We start from the raw sequence: 15,612 nt of genomic DNA, 5'->3' as shown, positions 1-15,612 counted from the left end.
TCGACTTGTCTCCACTGCGACGTCGATTGCGACATCAGGGCTTGCAGGCACGCGTCGGTCGTTCATATAGGGATGGGATGCACGGCGTGGCCGTGCATCTGCCCGATGGACTCACGAACACCAGCACCGAAGGCCCGGCCATGATATCGCTCACCTTTGTTCGGACGCGGCTTTGACGGCCTTCGGCGAAACGGACCGCCTGCGCCTGATGGGCTGGTCCGACGCGTTTTCCGAACAATTGTCGTCTGACGAGATCGATCTGCGGGTTCTCCGCGTGTCCTCGGTTCATCGCTCGCGCATCGATGTCATCGATGCGTACGGCCCTGCCGATGTCAACCTTCCGCCGAATACGAACACGGCCGATTTCGCCGTTGGAGACTGGGTGCTCTCGTCGCCGCTGACCGGCGATTTCGTGCGGCGGCTGGAGCGCAAGACCGTGCTGCAGCGCCGGACCGAGGGGAGCCACGGACAGCAGCTTGCCGCCGCCAATGTCGATACGCTCTTTATCGTCACGTCCTGCAATGCGGATTTCAACCCCGCGCGGCTCGAACGCTACCTCATCATGGCGAACCAGGCGGGAACCCGACCCGTGATCGTGCTGACGAAGGCCGATACCGTAGAGGATGCCGCGACCTTCGAGATGCAGGCGCGCGCGCTGCAGCGAGAGCTTCCGGTCGTGGTCCTCAATGCCCGCTCGCCGGATGCCCTGGAGAAGCTCTCGCCCTGGTGTGGCCCGGGCGAAACCGTCGCCCTCGTCGGCTCCTCGGGCGTCGGCAAATCGACGCTCGTGAACACGCTGGCCGGTTCCGGGGTCGAGGCCCAGCAGAGGACCGGCGAAATCCGCCAGCACGATGCGAAAGGCCGCCATACCACGACCGCCCGCTCTCTTCATCCGATTGCCGGCGGCGGATGGGTGATCGACACACCCGGCATCCGGACGCTCTACGTCAGCGACGTCACGGATGGCATCGATACGCTGTTTGCGGAGATCATCGAGCTCGCACCGCTGTGCCGTTTCCGCGATTGCACCCACCAGCACGAGCCGGGCTGTGCCGTGCAGGCTGCCATTGCCGCGGGCACGCTGGACGCCGGGCGCCTGGAACGCTGGCGCGGGCTCCTTGCCGAAAATCGCGAAAAGACGCCTGTTTCGACCGGGCCGAAGGGCAACAAGATCTTCCGGAAGAAGAAGTACTGACGCACGGCGGAAACACCCGGGAAGCCCGTCCCGTCAGGCCCTCCTGACCGCGCAACCCATTGCCAAGTCACCGATTTAGGCGCAAGATGATGCCTTCGGCAGCATATGATGCGGGCGCTGCCGCTTCGGGGTGATGACACCCTGGCCCCAAGCTAAGGGGGACATCATGTCTTCCACGTCGACCGCATTCGTTCCGACTGTCACATCCCAGACGGCGCTCTTCCTCGTGAAGGTAACGCCCGCTCTGTCGCTGATCTTCATCACCTACTGCACGCTCATGGGCTTTGTCTGGTAAGCCAGCCGAAGCCCCAATCACTTTCGGAGGACACCATGGCCAAAGGTCAAGTTCGCGGCAACAAGGAAACCCGCAAGCCCAAGAAGGACAAGGCAGCCGCAGCCCCTGCACCGACGCTGGGTTCGCAGGTCAAGGCCGCCACTTCGGGCAAGAAGGGCTAATACGCTGACGACCGTGCCGGATGCGCCAGGCGCAGCGGCACGGTCACCCGATCTCTGACGGATCACCAACGCGACGGCCGCTGCATGGCGACGCTGCCGGATCCCCTCCCCGCAGAGCGCTGGGACCGCAAGACGGGCCCGCTGCGCACCGCACGCCACCTCTGTGCTTGAAGCCGGAACGACGTGGCACACTCCCCTCGACGAAATTTCCGAATGGCCCTTGCTGGCCTCGATCTTTGCGAACCGTGCTCTGAGCGGCCTGTAGACCGCGTCTCCTGAAGCGCCGATGGTCCTCTGCGAGAGGCAGAATTGCCCATGGTTTATGCGTGTGCAGGTCAAATTTTCAGCACGCTGCCAACAGGTTACGCATAATTTTACCGGACGATAAAAATTTTACCTTTTGATAAATTTATCGCTGGTGCCTTCGTTTTTTTCGGTGCAGGTTTGTCGCGGAAACCGAGCCCAGAGGCCGGATTCAGGCGGACAACGAGAGGATCGCACCTTGGAAATTGGCATCTTCATCCCGATCGGCAACAATGGCTGGCTGCTCTCGGAGAATGCTCCGCAGTACAAGCCCACCTTCGAGCTGAACAAGGAAATCACGCTGAAGGCCGAGAAATACGGTCTCGATTTCGTGCTCTCCATGATCAAGCTGCGCGGCTTCGGCGGCAAGACCGAGTTCTGGGACCACAATCTGGAATCCTTCACGCTGATGGCGGGCCTTGCCGCCGTCACCACGCGCATCAAGCTGTTTGCGACGGCCGCCAGCCTCGTCATGCCGCCGGCCATCGTGGCGCGCATGGCCTCCACCATCGACAGCATTTCCCATGGCCGCTTCGGCCTCAACCTCGTCACGGGCTGGCAGCGTCCGGAATATTCCCAGATGGGACTGTGGCCGGGCGACGAGTATTTTTCGAAGCGGTATGAATATCTGGCCGAATACGCGACCGTCCTGCGCGATCTGTGGGAAACCGGAACGAGCGACCTCAAGGGCGAGTTCTTCCAGATGGAGGATTGCCGCCTGTCTCCCCGCCCCCAGGCCGACATGAAGATCATCTGCGCCGGCTCGTCCACGGCCGGAATGGATTTCTCGGCGCAGTATGCCGATTACAATTTCTGCTTCGGCGTCGGCGTCAACACGCCCAAGGCCTTTGCGCCCGCCGCCGAACGGTTGATCGCCGCGACGGAAAAGACAGGCCGGGAGGTCTCGTCCTTCGTCCTCTTCATGATCATCGCCGACGAGACCGACGAGGCCGCCCGCGCCAAGTGGGAACACTACAAGGCCGGCGCCGATCAGGAGGCAATCCAGTGGCTCGGCATCCAGGGCGCTGCCGATACGCGCTCCGGCACGGACACCAACGTCCGCCAGATGGCCGATCCGGTCTCGGCCGTGAACATCAACATGGGAACGCTGGTCGGCTCCTTCGAAACGGTGGCCCGCCTTCTCGACGAGGTGCCGACGGTTCCCGGCACGGGCGGCGTGCTGCTCACCTTCGACGACTTCCTCAAGGGCGTCGAGGATTTCGGAACGCGCATCCAGCCGCTGATGGCCTGCCGCCAACATGTGCGCACGATGACACTGGAGGCCGCACAATGAGCGACACCGTCACCGCCGGCTACCAGTTGCCTCGCCGCCACGTGCAGAGCGTGACCCTGCCGGCGCGGCCAGAGCCGATCAGCCTGAAGCCGAACGAAACGGCCGTGGTGGTCGTGGATATGCAGAACGCCTACTCGACCGAGGGCGGCTATGTCGATCTCGCCGGCTTCGACATCGCCGGCGCCAAGGGCACGATCGCCAACATCAAGAAGACGCTGGATGCGGCCCGCGCGGCCGGCGTGCTCGTCGTCTATTTTCAGAACGGCTGGGACAAGGATTATGTGGAGGCCGGCGGCCCGGGTTCACCGAACTGGCACAAGTCGAATGCGCTGAAGACGATGCGCGCGCGCCCGGAATTGCAGGGGCAGCTCCTCGCCAAGGGCACCTGGGATTATGCGATCGTGGACGAGCTGCAGCCCCAGCCGGGCGATATCCTCGTGCCGAAGACGCGCTATAGCGGGTTTTTCAACACCAATATGGACAGCGTGTTGCGTGCGCGCGGCATTCGCAATCTCGTCTTCGTCGGCATCGCCACCAATGTCTGCGTGGAAAGCTCGCTGCGCGATGCCTTCCATCTCGAATATTTCGGGATCATGCTGGAGGATGCGACGCATCATCTCGGCCCGGATTTCATCCAGCAGGCCACGGTCTACAATGTCGAAAAGTTTTTCGGCTGGGTATCGACCGTCAACGATTTCTGCGGCGCGATCTCGCAGGTCGCACCCGACAAGATCTGAACCCGGAAACCACAATACACAACGTCCGTTCAAGGAGACACCATGCCGAAGTCCATCATCGTCCCGGAAGGCACGCACAAGCCGATCGCCCCGTTTTCGCCAGGCACCCTTGCGGATGGCGTCGTCTATGTCTCGGGCACCCTGCCCTTCGACAAGAACAACGACGTGGTCCACATCGGCGACGCCGGCGCGCAAACGCGCCATGTGCTCGAAACCATCAAGTCGGTGATCGAGACCGCCGGCGGCACGATGGACGACGTGACCATGAACCACATCTTCCTCACCGATTGGGCGAACTATCAGGCCGTGAATGCCGTCTATGCCGAATACTTCCCGGGCGACAAGCCGGCCCGGTTCTGCATCCAGTGCGGCCTCGTCAAGCCCGACGCGCTGATCGAGATCGCGACCATCGCCCATATCCGTTGACGGCACGCCCAGAAAACGTGCGACGCGTTTTCGCGGTTCGAGGACAAGCAGAAACGCTCTGGAAGGGCCAGGACATGCATTTCGAACTCCACGGCCGGACGGATCCGGCCGCCCGCACCCTCCTGCTGTCCTCCGGCCTCGGCGGGTCTGGCACCTATTGGGCGGAGCAGATTCCGGCATTGGCGGATGATTTCCGCATAGTGACCTATGATCATCGCGGCACGGGGCGAACGGGCGGCGAAGTGCCGGAGACCGGCGGCATCGCGGCGATGGCGGATGACGTGCTGGATCTTCTCGATAGGCTGGAGATCGACCAGGTCGATTTCGTCGGTCACGCGCTGGGCGGGCTCATCGGTCTCGATCTCGCGCTGCGCCAACCGGGCCGCGTCGGCCGTCTGGTGCTCATCAATGCCTGGAGCAAGGCCGATCCGCATTCGGGCCGCTGCTTCGACATCCGCATCGAACTTCTGGAAAAATCCGGCGTGCCCGCCTTCGTCAAGGCGCAGCCGCTGTTTCTCTACCCAGCGGTCTGGATGGCGGAACATGCCGACCGGATTGCGGCGGACGAAGCGCATGGTATCGCGCATTTTCAAGGCAAAACGAACGTCCTGCGCCGCATCGCCGCGCTCCGCGCGTTCGACGTCGATGCCAGGCTTTCCGACATCCCCCACGAGACGCTGGTGATCGCGACCAAGGACGATCTTCTCGTTCCCTGGACACGCTCGCAAAGGCTGGCAGATGGGCTACCGAATGCCGCACTGGATCTCGTCGATCACGGCGGCCATGCCGTCAACGTGGTCGATCCCAGCCTCTTCAATCTCCGGCTGCAGCGGTTTCTCACGGGTTCGAACCACACGAAGGTCAACGCTTCATGAATATTGCCGCTTCCATTCGAACGGATCTTGCGGAGATCACAGACAGCGATGCACGGCGTGCGGCTTTCCGCGGCGCGATGGCGAAGCTTGGCGCCGCGGTCAACATCATCACCACGGATGGCCCGGGCGGACGGACAGGCTTTGCGGCGTCCGCCGTCTGCAGCGTCACCGACGACCCGCCGACCCTCCTCGTCTGCCTCAACCGCTCGGCCTCGGTCTACGGCGCCGTAACGTCCAACAAGGTGCTCTGCGTCAACACGCTGACCGCCGGGCATCAGGCGCTGTCGCAGCTCTTCGGGGGAAAGACCCCGGCGGATGAGCGCTTCGCGGCCGCCGACTGGTCTGTCCTCTCAACGGGCGCCCCGGCACTGGACGACGCGCTCGTCTCCTTCGACTGCGTGATCGAAAGTACGGTCGCGCAGGGCACGCACGACGTTCTGTTCTGCCGCGTGGTCTCCACCGCGTCCCGCGCGGAGGGCAAGGCGCTGTTCTACTTCGACCGCGCCTATCACGCGGTGTAGACGCCGACCGCCGATACCCCTGGGGCACCGGCGGTCGGGATGCTTTTGATGTCTAGAAGGCCAATGAAGCATTTTCGGCCGAAGCGGGATCGCTTCGGTGTCGCACAATGCTTTCACAAGAAAGAACTAGAGCGATCGGACGCCTACCATTCGGCAACGCTGCCGTCGGAATGACGCCACAGCGGGTTGCGCCAGCGGTGACCCTCGGCGGCGCGGGCGATCACATAGTCCTCGTCCACTTCGATGCCGAGGCCCGGTCCCTGCGGAATGGAAACGAAGCCGTCCTCGTAGTGGAAGACCTCCTTGTTGGAGATGTAGTCGAGGATATCGTTGCCCTTGTTGTAGTGGATGCCGAGGCTCTGCTCCTGGATGAATGCGTTGTAGCTGACGGCATCGACCTGCAGGCAGGCGGCCAGCGCGATGGGTCCGAGCGGGCAATGCGGCGCCAGCGCCACATCATAGGCTTCGGCCATCGCGGCGATCTTGCGGCATTCCGTGATGCCGCCGGCATGCGACAGATCCGGCTGGAGAATATCGACATAGCCGTCGGAGAGCACCTGCTTGAAATCCCAGCGCGAATAGAGCCGCTCTCCGAGCGCGATCGGCGTCGAGCAATGATTGGCGATTTCCTTCAGCGCCTCGCGGTTTTCCGAAAGCACGGGCTCTTCGATGAACATCAGATTGTAGGGCTGCAGCTCCTTTGCCAACACCTTGGCCATCGGCCGGTGCACGCGGCCGTGGAAATCGACGCCGATGCCGATATGCGGACCGATCGCCTCGCGGATGATGGCGATCGTCTCGACGGCACGCTCGACCTTGTCCCAGCTATCGACGATCTGCATTTCCTCGCAGCCGTTCAGCTTGATGGCCTTGAAGCCGCGTGCGACGACCTCACGGGCATTGTTCGCGACATCGCTCGGACGATCGCCGCCGATCCAGGAATAGACCTTGATCTTGTCGCGGACCTGGCCGCCCAGCAGCGAGTGGATCGGCTGGCCGAGCGCCTTGCCCTTGATGTCCCACAGCGCCTGGTCGATGCCGGCGATGGCGCTCATGTGGATCGCGCCGCCGCGGTAGAAGCCGCCGCGATACATCACGTTCCAGTGGTCCTCGATCAGGAACGGGTCCTTGCCGATCAGGTAGTCTTCAAGCTCGTGGACGGCCGCCTGCACGGTCAGCGCCCGGCCCTCGACCACGGGCTCGCCCCAGCCCGTGATGCCCTCGTCGGTCTCGATCTTGAGGAACATCCACCGCGGCGGCACGATGTAGGTGGTCAGTTTCGTGATTTTCATGAGGGTTGTCTCTAGGTTGGCGTTTGACGGTGACGGGGTCGGTTTCAGGACGAGGGATGGCGCGGATGTTTTCGCAGTGCGGTTGCGAGATCGCGAGCCGCAAGATCCAGCATCTGCAACGACGAGGCCCGAGCGGCGGCCTTGTCCCGCACCCTCAAGGCTTCGATCAAGGCGCGATGGATCTCCACCGCCTCGTCCCTGGCATCGACAGCCTCGTTGGAGGCGTGAAGGGAAAATTCGAGCGCGGCCTGGATGATGCTCGACAGTTGCATGAAGACCTGGTTGTGGCTCGCCTTCATCAGATTGGTGTGAAACGCGACATCGGCCGCCGTAAAGGCTTCGACATCACCTTCGGCCTCTTTCATGCGCTGCCACGCGCTCTCGATGTCCGCGATCTCCTGCACGGTCGCGCGCTCGGCAGCCAGTTCCGCGGCATAGGGCTCCGTCGCGCGGCGCGCGTCGAGGATGCTCTGGAGAAGATCGAGATCGAAGATTCGGGGGCCGATCCATTCCAGCACCTGCCGGTCGAGGAGGTTCCAGTCCTCACGCGGGCAGATCTGGGTGCCGATGCGCGAGCGCCCGCGCACCATACCCTTGGATTCGAGAATCTTGAGCGATTCCCGGATCACCGTGCGGCTGACACCGTAGCGGATACAAAGCTCGCCTTCCGTCGGCAACATGCCGTTGGGCGGAAAGAGATCGTTGCAGATATCGGTGGCCAGAGACCGCGTCACGTTCTTCTGCACGCGCGGACGCTTGACCGCGGCGTCGCTGCTGGGCGTCTCCGTCAGAAATACGACACGATCCCGCGGTCTTCTCATCAACGCCTCCAACTGGGTTCGATCCGATCCCGCCGCACCGCGGCAAGTCTGCTTCACGACGCGGGGGTCTGCGTTCGCCGATCACCGCGCTTGGCGACGATAACAGCAGATATCCAATCATCATACAAGACGATTTATGAATATGATGATATCGACAGTGTGTCTGGGACGGCCGTCATGCCTGCCAGCCGCAGCTTGCGGGCCAAACCTGCGTTAAAACGCATCCGTCGATGGTGACCGAGCCGCCGGCCGCGCGGAAAAGACGTCCCTCTGGACGGACAGTCGTATATATAAGGTATTTCTTAAAGAAACGTGGTGGAATGTCGATGAGGGTAACACACGCCTGGATCGGCACGAAGGCGCCGCGATTGCACATCATCGTCCAAACGCCGGGAGGCGTGCGTCCACGAATGGCTCGTCTATGATGATTTTACAGGATGATAATAACTTCAGATAGAAAAGCGCGACACATGCAAGGAAAGGGGGCTCGACAGTTAACGGCCCATTAGACAATTAAGCGCAAACTTACGATTGACCGAGGGGGCTTGGTTGAACGGCAACTTTGAGGTTTGGGGATGTTGAACATGTCACGTCTTTTGCGTGACGCCGCAGCGCCTGCTGCGGTCAGACCCGCCATTGGCGCGGGCCTCGCGTTTCGAGACATTGCTTGGCATATCCCGACTGACCGACCGCGACGGTCTCTGCAGATCACTCAGGGACGGCGGTCGTCCATGGGGTTTCATTCTTCGAACGGCAGCAACTGAAATCGGCGACGGTCTGCGGCGCGCGGGAGCTTCGCGTCGACAGAGTGACGAACCTTTGAGAAACGAGTGGGGCACATGTTTGGATTGAACCAGGCCGCGGGACAGGGATCCGATATCTCGGATGCGCTCTCCAAATCTCAGGCGATCATCGAATTCGACCTTGAGGGGAACATCCTGCGGGCGAACGAGAATTTCTGCCGGGCGCTTGGCTATACGATGGGGGAGATCGTCGGCCAGCATCATCGTCTCTTCTGCGATCCTCAGACGACGGCCTCCTTCGAATACGTGGCATTCTGGAAGCGGCTGGGCAGCGGCACCTTCGACGCCGGAGCCTACAAGCGCATCGGCAAAGGCGGTCGCGAGATCTGGATCCAGGCGACCTACAATCCCGTGATGAAGAACGGAAAGCCTTACAAGGTGGTGAAATTCGCCGCTGACATCACCGCGGCGAAGGAAAAGGCCATCGAGGATGCCGGCAAGCTCGATGCCATCTCGCGCTCTCAGGCCGTCATCGAATTCCACCCGACCGGCGAGATCATCACGGCAAACGAGAATTTCTGCAAGACGCTCGGCTACGCGCTGAGCGAGATCGCCGGACGGCACCACAGCATGTTCTGCCGAAAGGATCATGTCTCCACGCCGGAATATAAGAGCTTCTGGACCAGGCTGGCCGGCGGAGAGTTCATCGCGAACGAATTCGTGCGTATCGGCAAGGGTGGCAAGGAAATCTGGATTCAAGCCGCTTACAATCCGATTCTGGATTCCCGCGGTAAGGTCTGCAAGGTCGTCAAGTTCGCGACCGACGTGACCGAGCGCATGAGCGCCATCGCCGAGATCGGCAGCGCGATGAAGGCCATGTCCGATGGCGACCTGACCCACACGCTGGACAGGTCGTTCGTCCCCTCGATGGAGGACCTCCGCCATCACTTCAATGCGACGATGGCGCAGTTGCGCAGCACGATGGAGAATATCGGCATCAGCGTCGCTGCCATCGCAGACGGATCGAACGAGATCAGCCAGAACGCCGGCAGCCTGTCGCGCCGTACCGAACAAAATGCGGCAAGCCTCGAAGAGACGGCCGCAGCACTCGAAGAGATCACCACCACCGTCAACGACACGAGCGCCCGTGCGCAGGAAGCCGGCAGCCTCGTCAACCAGACGCGCAGCGGCGCCGAGCGTTCCGGCGCCGTGGTCGAGCGCGCCGTCTCCGCCATGGCCGAAATCGCCTCTTCGTCGCAATCGATCACGAGCATCATCGGCGTCATCGACGAGATCGCGTTCCAGACGAACCTGCTCGCACTCAACGCCGGCATCGAAGCCGCACGTGCCGGCGAGGCGGGCCGAGGGTTCGCCGTCGTGGCGCAGGAAGTTCGCGAACTGGCGCAACGTTCGGCGCAGGCAGCCAAGGAGATCGGCGCCCTGATCGCCGCTTCGAACGGCATCGTGCGCAACGGCGTCGATCTGGTCGGCCAGACCGGGCGCGCGCTGGAGGACATCGTCAGCAAGGTCGGCCTGATCGACGTCAACATTACAGCGATCGTCCAGGCGGGTCGGGAGCAGGCGGTCGGCCTTCGCGAGATCAACATCGCGGTCAACGCCATGGACCAGGCGACGCAACAGAATGCCGCCATGGCGGAAGAGAGCACGGCTGCAAGCGTGGAACTGGCGGCGCAGACGACGGCGCTTCGCCAGCTTCTCGCAGCCTTCACCTATAGCGAACCGCGACTGCGCCGCGTCGCCTGACGGCCGGACATCACGCCCGGAGGGACCCCGCCGGCGTAATGGCGGTTGTGGCGCGAACAGAGGATCGCGCCATGCCACCCAGACAGAACACCGATCCACCGCTCGACCGACCGAAGCAGGTCGCCGCGAATGTCTGGATCGTCGACAGCGGCCCGATGATGGCCATGGGCATTCTTCCCCTGCCGGTGCGGATGACGATCGCTCGATTGGCAGACGGTGGGCTCTGGGTGCATTCGCCGACCCGGTTTTTCGCCATGCTTCTCCGGCAACGGGAAGAGCTCGGACCGATCCGCCATTTCGTCGCGCCGAACAGTGCACATCGGACCTTTCTTGGGGAATGGCAGACCTACGTCCCCGGCGCCACGACCTGGCACGATGACATCGAACGGATCGTCGTCGATGGCGGTGGCTTCTATGAAATGTGCTTCTTCCACCGCCCGTACGCGGCGTTCCTTCCGCGCACGAAAAAGCCGGGCTGCGAACAGCCCGGCTTCGGAAACTCACGAGAAGCAGAGCCCTCGATCAGCCCTTGAACGTATAATCCGCGATCGACTGCGCCTTCATCTCGATGGAGAATCCCGGCTGGGTCGGGGGCATGTAGGCGGCGTTTTCGATCACGCAGGGCTCGAGGAAATGCTCGTGCAGATGATCGACATATTCGATGACGCGGTCGGTCTTCGTGCCGGACACGGCGATATAGTCGATCATCGAGAGATGCTGGACATATTCGCACAGCCCGACGCCGCCGGCATGCGGCCAGACCGGCAGCTCGTATTTCGCGGCGACGAGCAGGACGGCGAGAACCTCGTTCAGCCCGCCCATGCGGCAGCTGTCGATCTGCACGATGTCGATCGCGCCCTCGGCGATGAACTGCTTGAACATGATGCGGTTCTGGCACATCTCGCCGGTTGCGACCTTGACCGGCGCGATCGCCTGCCGGATCTTGCGGTGGCCGGCAACATCGTCGGGGCTCGTCGGCTCCTCGATGAAGAAGGGTTTGCAGAAGGCGAGTTGTTTGACCCAGTCGATCGCCTCGCCGACCTCCCAGACCTGGTTGGCGTCGATCATCAGATAGCGATCGGGGCCGATCACCTCACGCGCGATCGTCAGGCGACGGATATCGTCCTCGAGATCGCGGCCCACCTTCATCTTGACGTGGTTGAACCCCGCATCGATCGCCTCCTGGCAGAGCCGGCGCAGCTTGTCGTCGTCATAGCCGAGCCAGCCGGCCGACGTCGTGTAGCAGGTGTAGCCTTCCTTCCGCAGCACGGCCATGCGCTCGGCCTTGCCGGGCTCGGCGCGCGTGAGGATGCCGATCGCCTCGTCGCGGGTCAGCACGTCGGTGAGATAGCGGTAATCGACGATGTCGGCGATCTCTTCGGGCGACATCTCGCCGACCATCTGCCACACCGGCTTGCCGGCTTGCTTGGCGAGCAGGTCCCAGACGGCATTGACGACCGCGCCGGTTGCCAGGTGCATTGCGCCTTTCTCAGGCCCGATCCAGCGCAACTGGCTGTCGCTCGTCAGATGCCGCCAGTAGCGGCCGGGGTTTTCCAGAACCTTGGAAAGCTCGGTGCCCACGACGAGATGCCGCATCGCCTGGATGGCCATGCAGCAGATCTCGTTGCCGCGGCCGATGGTGAAGGTCAGGCCATGACCCGAGAGACCGGGCGTGTCCGTGTCGAGAATGACATAGGCTGCCGAGTAATCCGGATCGGGATTCATGGCATCCGAGCCGTCGAGGCTCTGGGACGTCGGAAAGCGCAGGTCGAACACGCGCAGGTCTGTAATGCGGGTCATGGGGGCTCCGGAGAGGGTTGAGGGAGATCAGGCGTCGGCGCGGGCGGTCTGGCGCTGCGAACCGAGACCGTCGATCCCCAGTTCGATCACGTCGCCGGGCTTGAGGTAGCGCGGCGGCTTCATGCCCATGCCGACGCCGGGCGGCGTGCCCGTCGAGATGATATCGCCCGGTTGCAGCGACATGAACTGCGAAAGATAGGACACGAGATAGGCCGCGCCGTAGACCATGGTCTTCGTCGTGCCGTCCTGCATCGTCTCGCCGTTGACCGTCAGCCAGAGGCGCAGATCCTGCGGATCGGGAACCTCGTCCTTCGTCACCAGCCAGGGCCCGGTCGGCCCGAACGTGTCGCAGGACTTGCCCTTGGTCCACTGGCCCGAGCGTTCCGTCTGGAAGGCGCGCTCGCTGACATCGTGGATCGTGCAATAGCCCGCGACATAGTCGAGCGCTTCCGCCTCGCTCACATATTTCGCCTTGCGGCCGATGACGATGCCGAGTTCGACCTCCCAGTCGGTCTTCTCCGAGCCGCGCGGGATGAGGAGATCGTCGTTCGGGCCTGAGATCGCCGAGGTCGCCTTCATGAAGATGATCGGCTCGGGCGGCACGGTCGCGCCGGTTTCGGCGGCGTGGTCGGAATAGTTGAGGCCGATGCAGATGAACTTGCCCGTGCCGGCCACGCAGGCGCCGAGCCGCTCGTCGGCAGAGACCAGCGGCAGCGATGCCGGATCGACCGAGGAAAGTTTCGCCAGCGCATCGGGATCGATGGCGGCGCCGGAGAGATCGGAGATATGACCTGAGAGGTCGCGAATGGCGCCGGCTGCGTCGATCAGGCCGGGCTTCTCGGCGCCCTCGGCACCGTAACGAACGAATTTCATGGAATTATCCTTGCAGTTCTTTGAAAGGGCGGGCGGGCGGTCAGATCGACCAGCCACCGTCGATGGCATAGGCCTGGCCGGTCGTATAGGTGGCGCCGGCGAGATAGACGGCGAGATCGGCGATCTCCTCCGCCGTGCCGAGCCGGCCCATCGGCTGGCGGGCGATGAAGGCGGCGCGCGCCGTCTCGTAGTCGCCCTGGGCGCGCATGCGTCCTTCGAGCGAGGGGCTTTCGACCGTGCCCGGGCAGATCGCATTGCACCGGATGCCGGCCGAGACGTAATCGGCGGCAACCGCCTTGGTGAGGCCGATGACGGCGGCCTTCGTCGTGCCATAGGCGAAGCGGTTCGGCACGCCCTTGATGCTGGAGGCGACGGAGGCCATGTTGATGATGGCGCCGTCCTTGCGCTCCATCATGGCCGGCAGGACCGCCCGGATGGTGCGGATCATCGCCTTGACGTTGAGGTCGAAGGCGAAGTCGAGATCCTTGTCCGGCATATCGAGGATCGAGCCGGAGTGAACGACGCCGGCGCAATTGAAGAGCACGTCCACGGCACCGATCTCGGCGACGATCGCCTTGACCGCGGCTTCGTCGAGGACGTCGAGCTTGTGCGTGAGGATGCCCGGCTCATTGGCGATTTCGGACAGGATGTCGAGGTTGATGTCGGTCGCGTGAACGGTCGCGCCCGCCTTGGCGAAAGCGAGAGCCGTCGCCCGGCCGATCCCCTGGGCCGCGGCGGTGATCAACACCGTCCTGCCCGTCATTGTCGTCGTCATGGGTTTCTCCTACTTCTGTTTTCGTTCGACGAGCAGAATATGGTCTGCGGCCAGCACCACCTCGTTGCGCTGGTTCAGCACCTCGCAGCGTTCGATGACCCGGCCCCTGTCCGCCCGCTTGGGATCGTCCTCCTTGGCGCAGATCGTCACCCGGGTCCTGATCGTATCGCCGATATGCACCGGGCGCACGAACCTCAACCTATCGTAACCGTAGGAAAAGGCGACCGGATTGATGAGCGATGCCGTCATTCCGATGCCGATCGAGAAGATCATCGTGCCATGCGCGATCCGCTGTCCGCCGGGCAGCGTCTTTGCGAATTCGCTGTCCATGTGATGCGGAAAGAAATCGCCGGTATGGCCGGCATGCACGACGAAATCCGTCTCGGTGATGGTCCGCCCCGTCGTCAGCCGGGCGTGGCCGAGGTCGTAATCTTCGAAATACAGCGTCTGCTCGATCATCTCAGGCCTCCGGCAGCGGACGTACGGGCGTCGCCGGCTGTGCGCTCGATTGATAGGCGGCGTCCACCAGTGCCATGGTCCGCCAGGCGTCGTCCACCGCGCCGACCAGCGTCTCGTCCTCGCCGAGCGCGAAGCGCTGCAAATTCGCCATCCGGCCGATGAAGGCGTCGGGAAACCAGGTGCCTTCAAGCGGGATCTCGACCCAGCCATCACCGCCGGCGGGAAAGATCCAGAGTTCGTCCGGCTCGCCCCTGGGATAGTCGAGATTGACCCCGAGCTTCACATAGGCCGCACCGTTGGTGCCGCAGATGCGGAATTCGCTGGCCTGAAACGTCCGTCCGAAATCCTGGTCGTGATTGATCGACAGGGCGCAGCGCACGTGGTCGCCATAGTCGAGGATCGCGCTCGTGCGCGTCTGCGCGACATCGTGGTTGGGATGGCCGATGGTCTTTGCGTGAATGCCTTGGGGATCGCCGAGCAGACCGCGGATGAGATCGAGATAGTGGATCGAATGCATGGCGATCTCGATGCGTGGCAGGCCTTTGAGAAACGGCCACAGGCCCCATGGCGTTGCGAGCGCGAGATGCGCATCGAAATCGACGACCTCGCCGAGCCATCCAGACTGGATGGCATCGCGCAGCGCCAGCATCATCGGCGCGAAGCGGAGCTGGAAGTTCACGGCGGCCTGCAACTTGCGCCGCCGGCAAAGATCGAGGATCTCGGTCGCAGCATTCAGATCCGCACCCATCGGCTTCTGGATGAGGACATAAGCGCCTTCAGGGAGCAGAGCGAGACTGCGCGCATGTGCTGCGGGCGGTGTCGCCAGATCGAAGATCGCGCCCTCGACGGCGGCGGCCTCCTCGGCGGAGGCGAAGACCTCGACCCCAAAGCGGGCGGCCATCGCACGGGCCTTCTCCAGGTCCGGATCGTAGATCCCGGCGACGGGGAAGCCTGCCTTCCGGTAAGCAGGCAAATGTGCATCGCCGACGATGCTGCCGGCGCCGAAAATGACGATCGGACGCGGCCGGCTCGGCTGCGGCCACCATTGCTGCAAGCTCGCGGGATCGAAGTCCGGGCTGCGTTCAACCTCATCCGTCATGATGGAAGACCTCGTCCATCATTGCCCATTCGCGAATGCGTGGGTCGCACGGCTGCGTCTTCATGAGGCGTTCTCCACCGAATGCCTCCTCGGAAGCCGTTCCTCCCATCCACGAGAAGTTCATTCATATACAAACGCTATTCTCACGCGGCGTCAAGCACAAGTTTGTTTTGTCGGCC

General features: G+C 62.9%; 17 protein-coding genes. 10 read left to right on the top strand and 7 right to left on the bottom strand.

Annotated features, from left to right (window positions below):
* The first annotated feature begins 208 nt into the window (after positions 1 to 208).
* The 8 genes from rsgA to ASG39_RS21470 all read left to right on the top strand — a co-directional run bounded on the left by rsgA (position 209) and on the right by ASG39_RS21470 (position 5,807).
* The gene (gene rsgA, locus ASG39_RS21495; protein ID WP_156468238.1) at positions 209 to 1,195 is read left to right on the top strand and encodes a ribosome small subunit-dependent GTPase A; all 987 of its coding nucleotides are present in this window, start codon (positions 209 to 211) and stop codon (positions 1,193 to 1,195) included.
* Positions 1,196 to 1,361: 166 nt separating this feature from the next.
* Positions 1,362 to 1,490, top strand: a complete 129-nt coding sequence (locus tag ASG39_RS24730) for a hypothetical protein (RefSeq protein ID WP_277995981.1) — start codon at positions 1,362 to 1,364, stop codon at positions 1,488 to 1,490.
* Positions 1,491 to 1,525: 35 nt separating this feature from the next.
* Positions 1,526 to 1,651, top strand: a complete 126-nt coding sequence (locus ASG39_RS24725) for a hypothetical protein (protein ID WP_277995980.1) — start codon at positions 1,526 to 1,528, stop codon at positions 1,649 to 1,651.
* A 502-nt stretch (positions 1,652 to 2,153) separates the two neighbouring features.
* Positions 2,154 to 3,248, top strand: a complete 1,095-nt coding sequence (rutA, locus tag ASG39_RS21490) for a pyrimidine utilization protein A (RefSeq protein ID WP_062596978.1) — start codon at positions 2,154 to 2,156, stop codon at positions 3,246 to 3,248.
* Positions 3,245 to 3,985 carry a pyrimidine utilization protein B gene (gene rutB, locus ASG39_RS21485; protein WP_062596977.1) on the top strand — a complete coding sequence of 247 codons (741 nt, stop codon included), beginning with the start codon at positions 3,245 to 3,247 and terminating at the stop codon, positions 3,983 to 3,985. Before rutA ends, rutB begins: the two co-directional genes overlap by 4 nt.
* A 42-nt stretch (positions 3,986 to 4,027) precedes the next feature.
* Positions 4,028 to 4,411 (top strand): pyrimidine utilization protein C, encoded by a 384-nt coding sequence (gene rutC, locus ASG39_RS21480; RefSeq protein WP_062596976.1) that lies wholly within the window; start codon positions 4,028 to 4,030, stop codon positions 4,409 to 4,411.
* Between the two features lie 74 nt (positions 4,412 to 4,485).
* Positions 4,486 to 5,286, top strand: a complete 801-nt coding sequence (rutD, locus tag ASG39_RS21475; protein WP_062596975.1) for a pyrimidine utilization protein D — start codon at positions 4,486 to 4,488, stop codon at positions 5,284 to 5,286.
* 77 nt (positions 5,287 to 5,363) lie between these two features.
* On the top strand, positions 5,364 to 5,807 hold the full coding sequence (locus ASG39_RS21470) for a flavin reductase (protein ID WP_244481301.1): 444 nt from the start codon (positions 5,364 to 5,366) through the stop codon (positions 5,805 to 5,807).
* Positions 5,808 to 5,950: 143 nt separating this feature from the next.
* On the opposite strand, the gene dgoD is transcribed toward ASG39_RS21470, so the two are convergent.
* Positions 5,951 to 7,099 (bottom strand): galactonate dehydratase, encoded by a 1,149-nt coding sequence (dgoD, locus tag ASG39_RS21465; RefSeq protein WP_062596973.1) that lies wholly within the window; start codon positions 7,097 to 7,099, stop codon positions 5,951 to 5,953.
* A gap of 44 nt (positions 7,100 to 7,143) precedes the next feature.
* Complete coding sequence (locus ASG39_RS21460) at positions 7,144 to 7,920, bottom strand: FadR/GntR family transcriptional regulator (RefSeq protein ID WP_132536918.1); 777 nt, start codon at positions 7,918 to 7,920, stop codon at positions 7,144 to 7,146.
* An 839-nt stretch (positions 7,921 to 8,759) separates the two neighbouring features.
* Between ASG39_RS21460 and ASG39_RS21455 the strand changes: the two genes are divergently transcribed.
* Both ASG39_RS21455 and ASG39_RS23510 read left to right on the top strand, forming a co-directional pair.
* On the top strand, positions 8,760 to 10,427 hold the full coding sequence (locus tag ASG39_RS21455) for a methyl-accepting chemotaxis protein (protein WP_082477412.1): 1,668 nt from the start codon (positions 8,760 to 8,762) through the stop codon (positions 10,425 to 10,427).
* 38 nt (positions 10,428 to 10,465) lie between these two features.
* Positions 10,466 to 10,960, top strand: a complete 495-nt coding sequence (locus ASG39_RS23510; RefSeq protein WP_347360169.1) for a DUF4336 domain-containing protein — start codon at positions 10,466 to 10,468, stop codon at positions 10,958 to 10,960.
* Here the strand turns inward: ASG39_RS23510 and ASG39_RS21450 are convergent.
* The 5 genes from ASG39_RS21450 to ASG39_RS21430 are packed head-to-tail and all read right to left on the bottom strand — an operon-like array spanning position 10,950 to position 15,433.
* The gene (locus ASG39_RS21450; RefSeq protein WP_062596971.1) at positions 10,950 to 12,227 is read right to left on the bottom strand and encodes an L-fuconate dehydratase; all 1,278 of its coding nucleotides are present in this window, start codon (positions 12,225 to 12,227) and stop codon (positions 10,950 to 10,952) included. The two genes, ASG39_RS23510 and ASG39_RS21450, sit on opposite strands and share 11 nt — an antisense overlap.
* 27 nt (positions 12,228 to 12,254) lie before the next feature.
* Positions 12,255 to 13,100, bottom strand: coding sequence for a fumarylacetoacetate hydrolase family protein (locus ASG39_RS21445; protein ID WP_062596970.1), 846 nt, complete (start codon positions 13,098 to 13,100; stop codon positions 12,255 to 12,257).
* A 40-nt stretch (positions 13,101 to 13,140) separates the two neighbouring features.
* Complete coding sequence (locus ASG39_RS21440; protein ID WP_062596969.1) at positions 13,141 to 13,875, bottom strand: SDR family oxidoreductase; 735 nt, start codon at positions 13,873 to 13,875, stop codon at positions 13,141 to 13,143.
* 9 nt (positions 13,876 to 13,884) lie between these two features.
* Positions 13,885 to 14,334 (bottom strand): MaoC/PaaZ C-terminal domain-containing protein, encoded by a 450-nt coding sequence (locus ASG39_RS21435; RefSeq protein ID WP_062596968.1) that lies wholly within the window; start codon positions 14,332 to 14,334, stop codon positions 13,885 to 13,887.
* 1 nt (position 14,335) lies between these two features.
* On the bottom strand, positions 14,336 to 15,433 hold the full coding sequence (locus ASG39_RS21430; protein WP_062596967.1) for a Gfo/Idh/MocA family oxidoreductase: 1,098 nt from the start codon (positions 15,431 to 15,433) through the stop codon (positions 14,336 to 14,338).
* Positions 15,434 to 15,612 lie beyond the last annotated feature (179 nt).

Source organism: Rhizobium sp. Leaf371, from assembly GCF_001424045.1.
Lineage (GTDB): Bacteria > Pseudomonadota > Alphaproteobacteria > Rhizobiales > Rhizobiaceae > Ferranicluibacter.
Note: the sequence above shows the minus strand (reverse complement) of the source record. Positions and strands in the feature narration are given on the sequence as shown.

Bases quoted from the DNA above. Each gene is read 5' to 3' on its own strand.
- rutD (WP_062596975.1), top strand. From the start codon at position 4,486: ATGCATTTCGAACTCCACGGCCGGACGGATCCGGCCGCCCGCACCCTC.
- ASG39_RS21455 (WP_082477412.1), top strand. From the start codon at position 8,760: ATGTTTGGATTGAACCAGGCCGCGGGACAGGGATCCGATATCTCGGAT.
- ASG39_RS23510 (WP_347360169.1), top strand. From the start codon at position 10,466: ATGGCGGTTGTGGCGCGAACAGAGGATCGCGCCATGCCACCCAGACAG.
- ASG39_RS24725 (WP_277995980.1), top strand. From the start codon at position 1,526: ATGGCCAAAGGTCAAGTTCGCGGCAACAAGGAAACCCGCAAGCCCAAG.
- rutB (WP_062596977.1), top strand. From the start codon at position 3,245: ATGAGCGACACCGTCACCGCCGGCTACCAGTTGCCTCGCCGCCACGTG.
- ASG39_RS21435 (WP_062596968.1), bottom strand. From the start codon at position 14,334: ATGATCGAGCAGACGCTGTATTTCGAAGATTACGACCTCGGCCACGCC.
- ASG39_RS21450 (WP_062596971.1), bottom strand. From the start codon at position 12,227: ATGACCCGCATTACAGACCTGCGCGTGTTCGACCTGCGCTTTCCGACG.
- ASG39_RS21460 (WP_132536918.1), bottom strand. From the start codon at position 7,920: ATGAGAAGACCGCGGGATCGTGTCGTATTTCTGACGGAGACGCCCAGC.
- ASG39_RS21445 (WP_062596970.1), bottom strand. From the start codon at position 13,100: ATGAAATTCGTTCGTTACGGTGCCGAGGGCGCCGAGAAGCCCGGCCTG.
- rutC (WP_062596976.1), top strand. From the start codon at position 4,028: ATGCCGAAGTCCATCATCGTCCCGGAAGGCACGCACAAGCCGATCGCC.
- rsgA (WP_156468238.1), top strand. From the start codon at position 209: ATGGGCTGGTCCGACGCGTTTTCCGAACAATTGTCGTCTGACGAGATC.
- ASG39_RS21440 (WP_062596969.1), bottom strand. From the start codon at position 13,875: ATGACGACGACAATGACGGGCAGGACGGTGTTGATCACCGCCGCGGCC.
- ASG39_RS24730 (WP_277995981.1), top strand. From the start codon at position 1,362: ATGTCTTCCACGTCGACCGCATTCGTTCCGACTGTCACATCCCAGACG.
- ASG39_RS21470 (WP_244481301.1), top strand. From the start codon at position 5,364: ATGGCGAAGCTTGGCGCCGCGGTCAACATCATCACCACGGATGGCCCG.
- ASG39_RS21430 (WP_062596967.1), bottom strand. From the start codon at position 15,433: ATGACGGATGAGGTTGAACGCAGCCCGGACTTCGATCCCGCGAGCTTG.
- dgoD (WP_062596973.1), bottom strand. From the start codon at position 7,099: ATGAAAATCACGAAACTGACCACCTACATCGTGCCGCCGCGGTGGATG.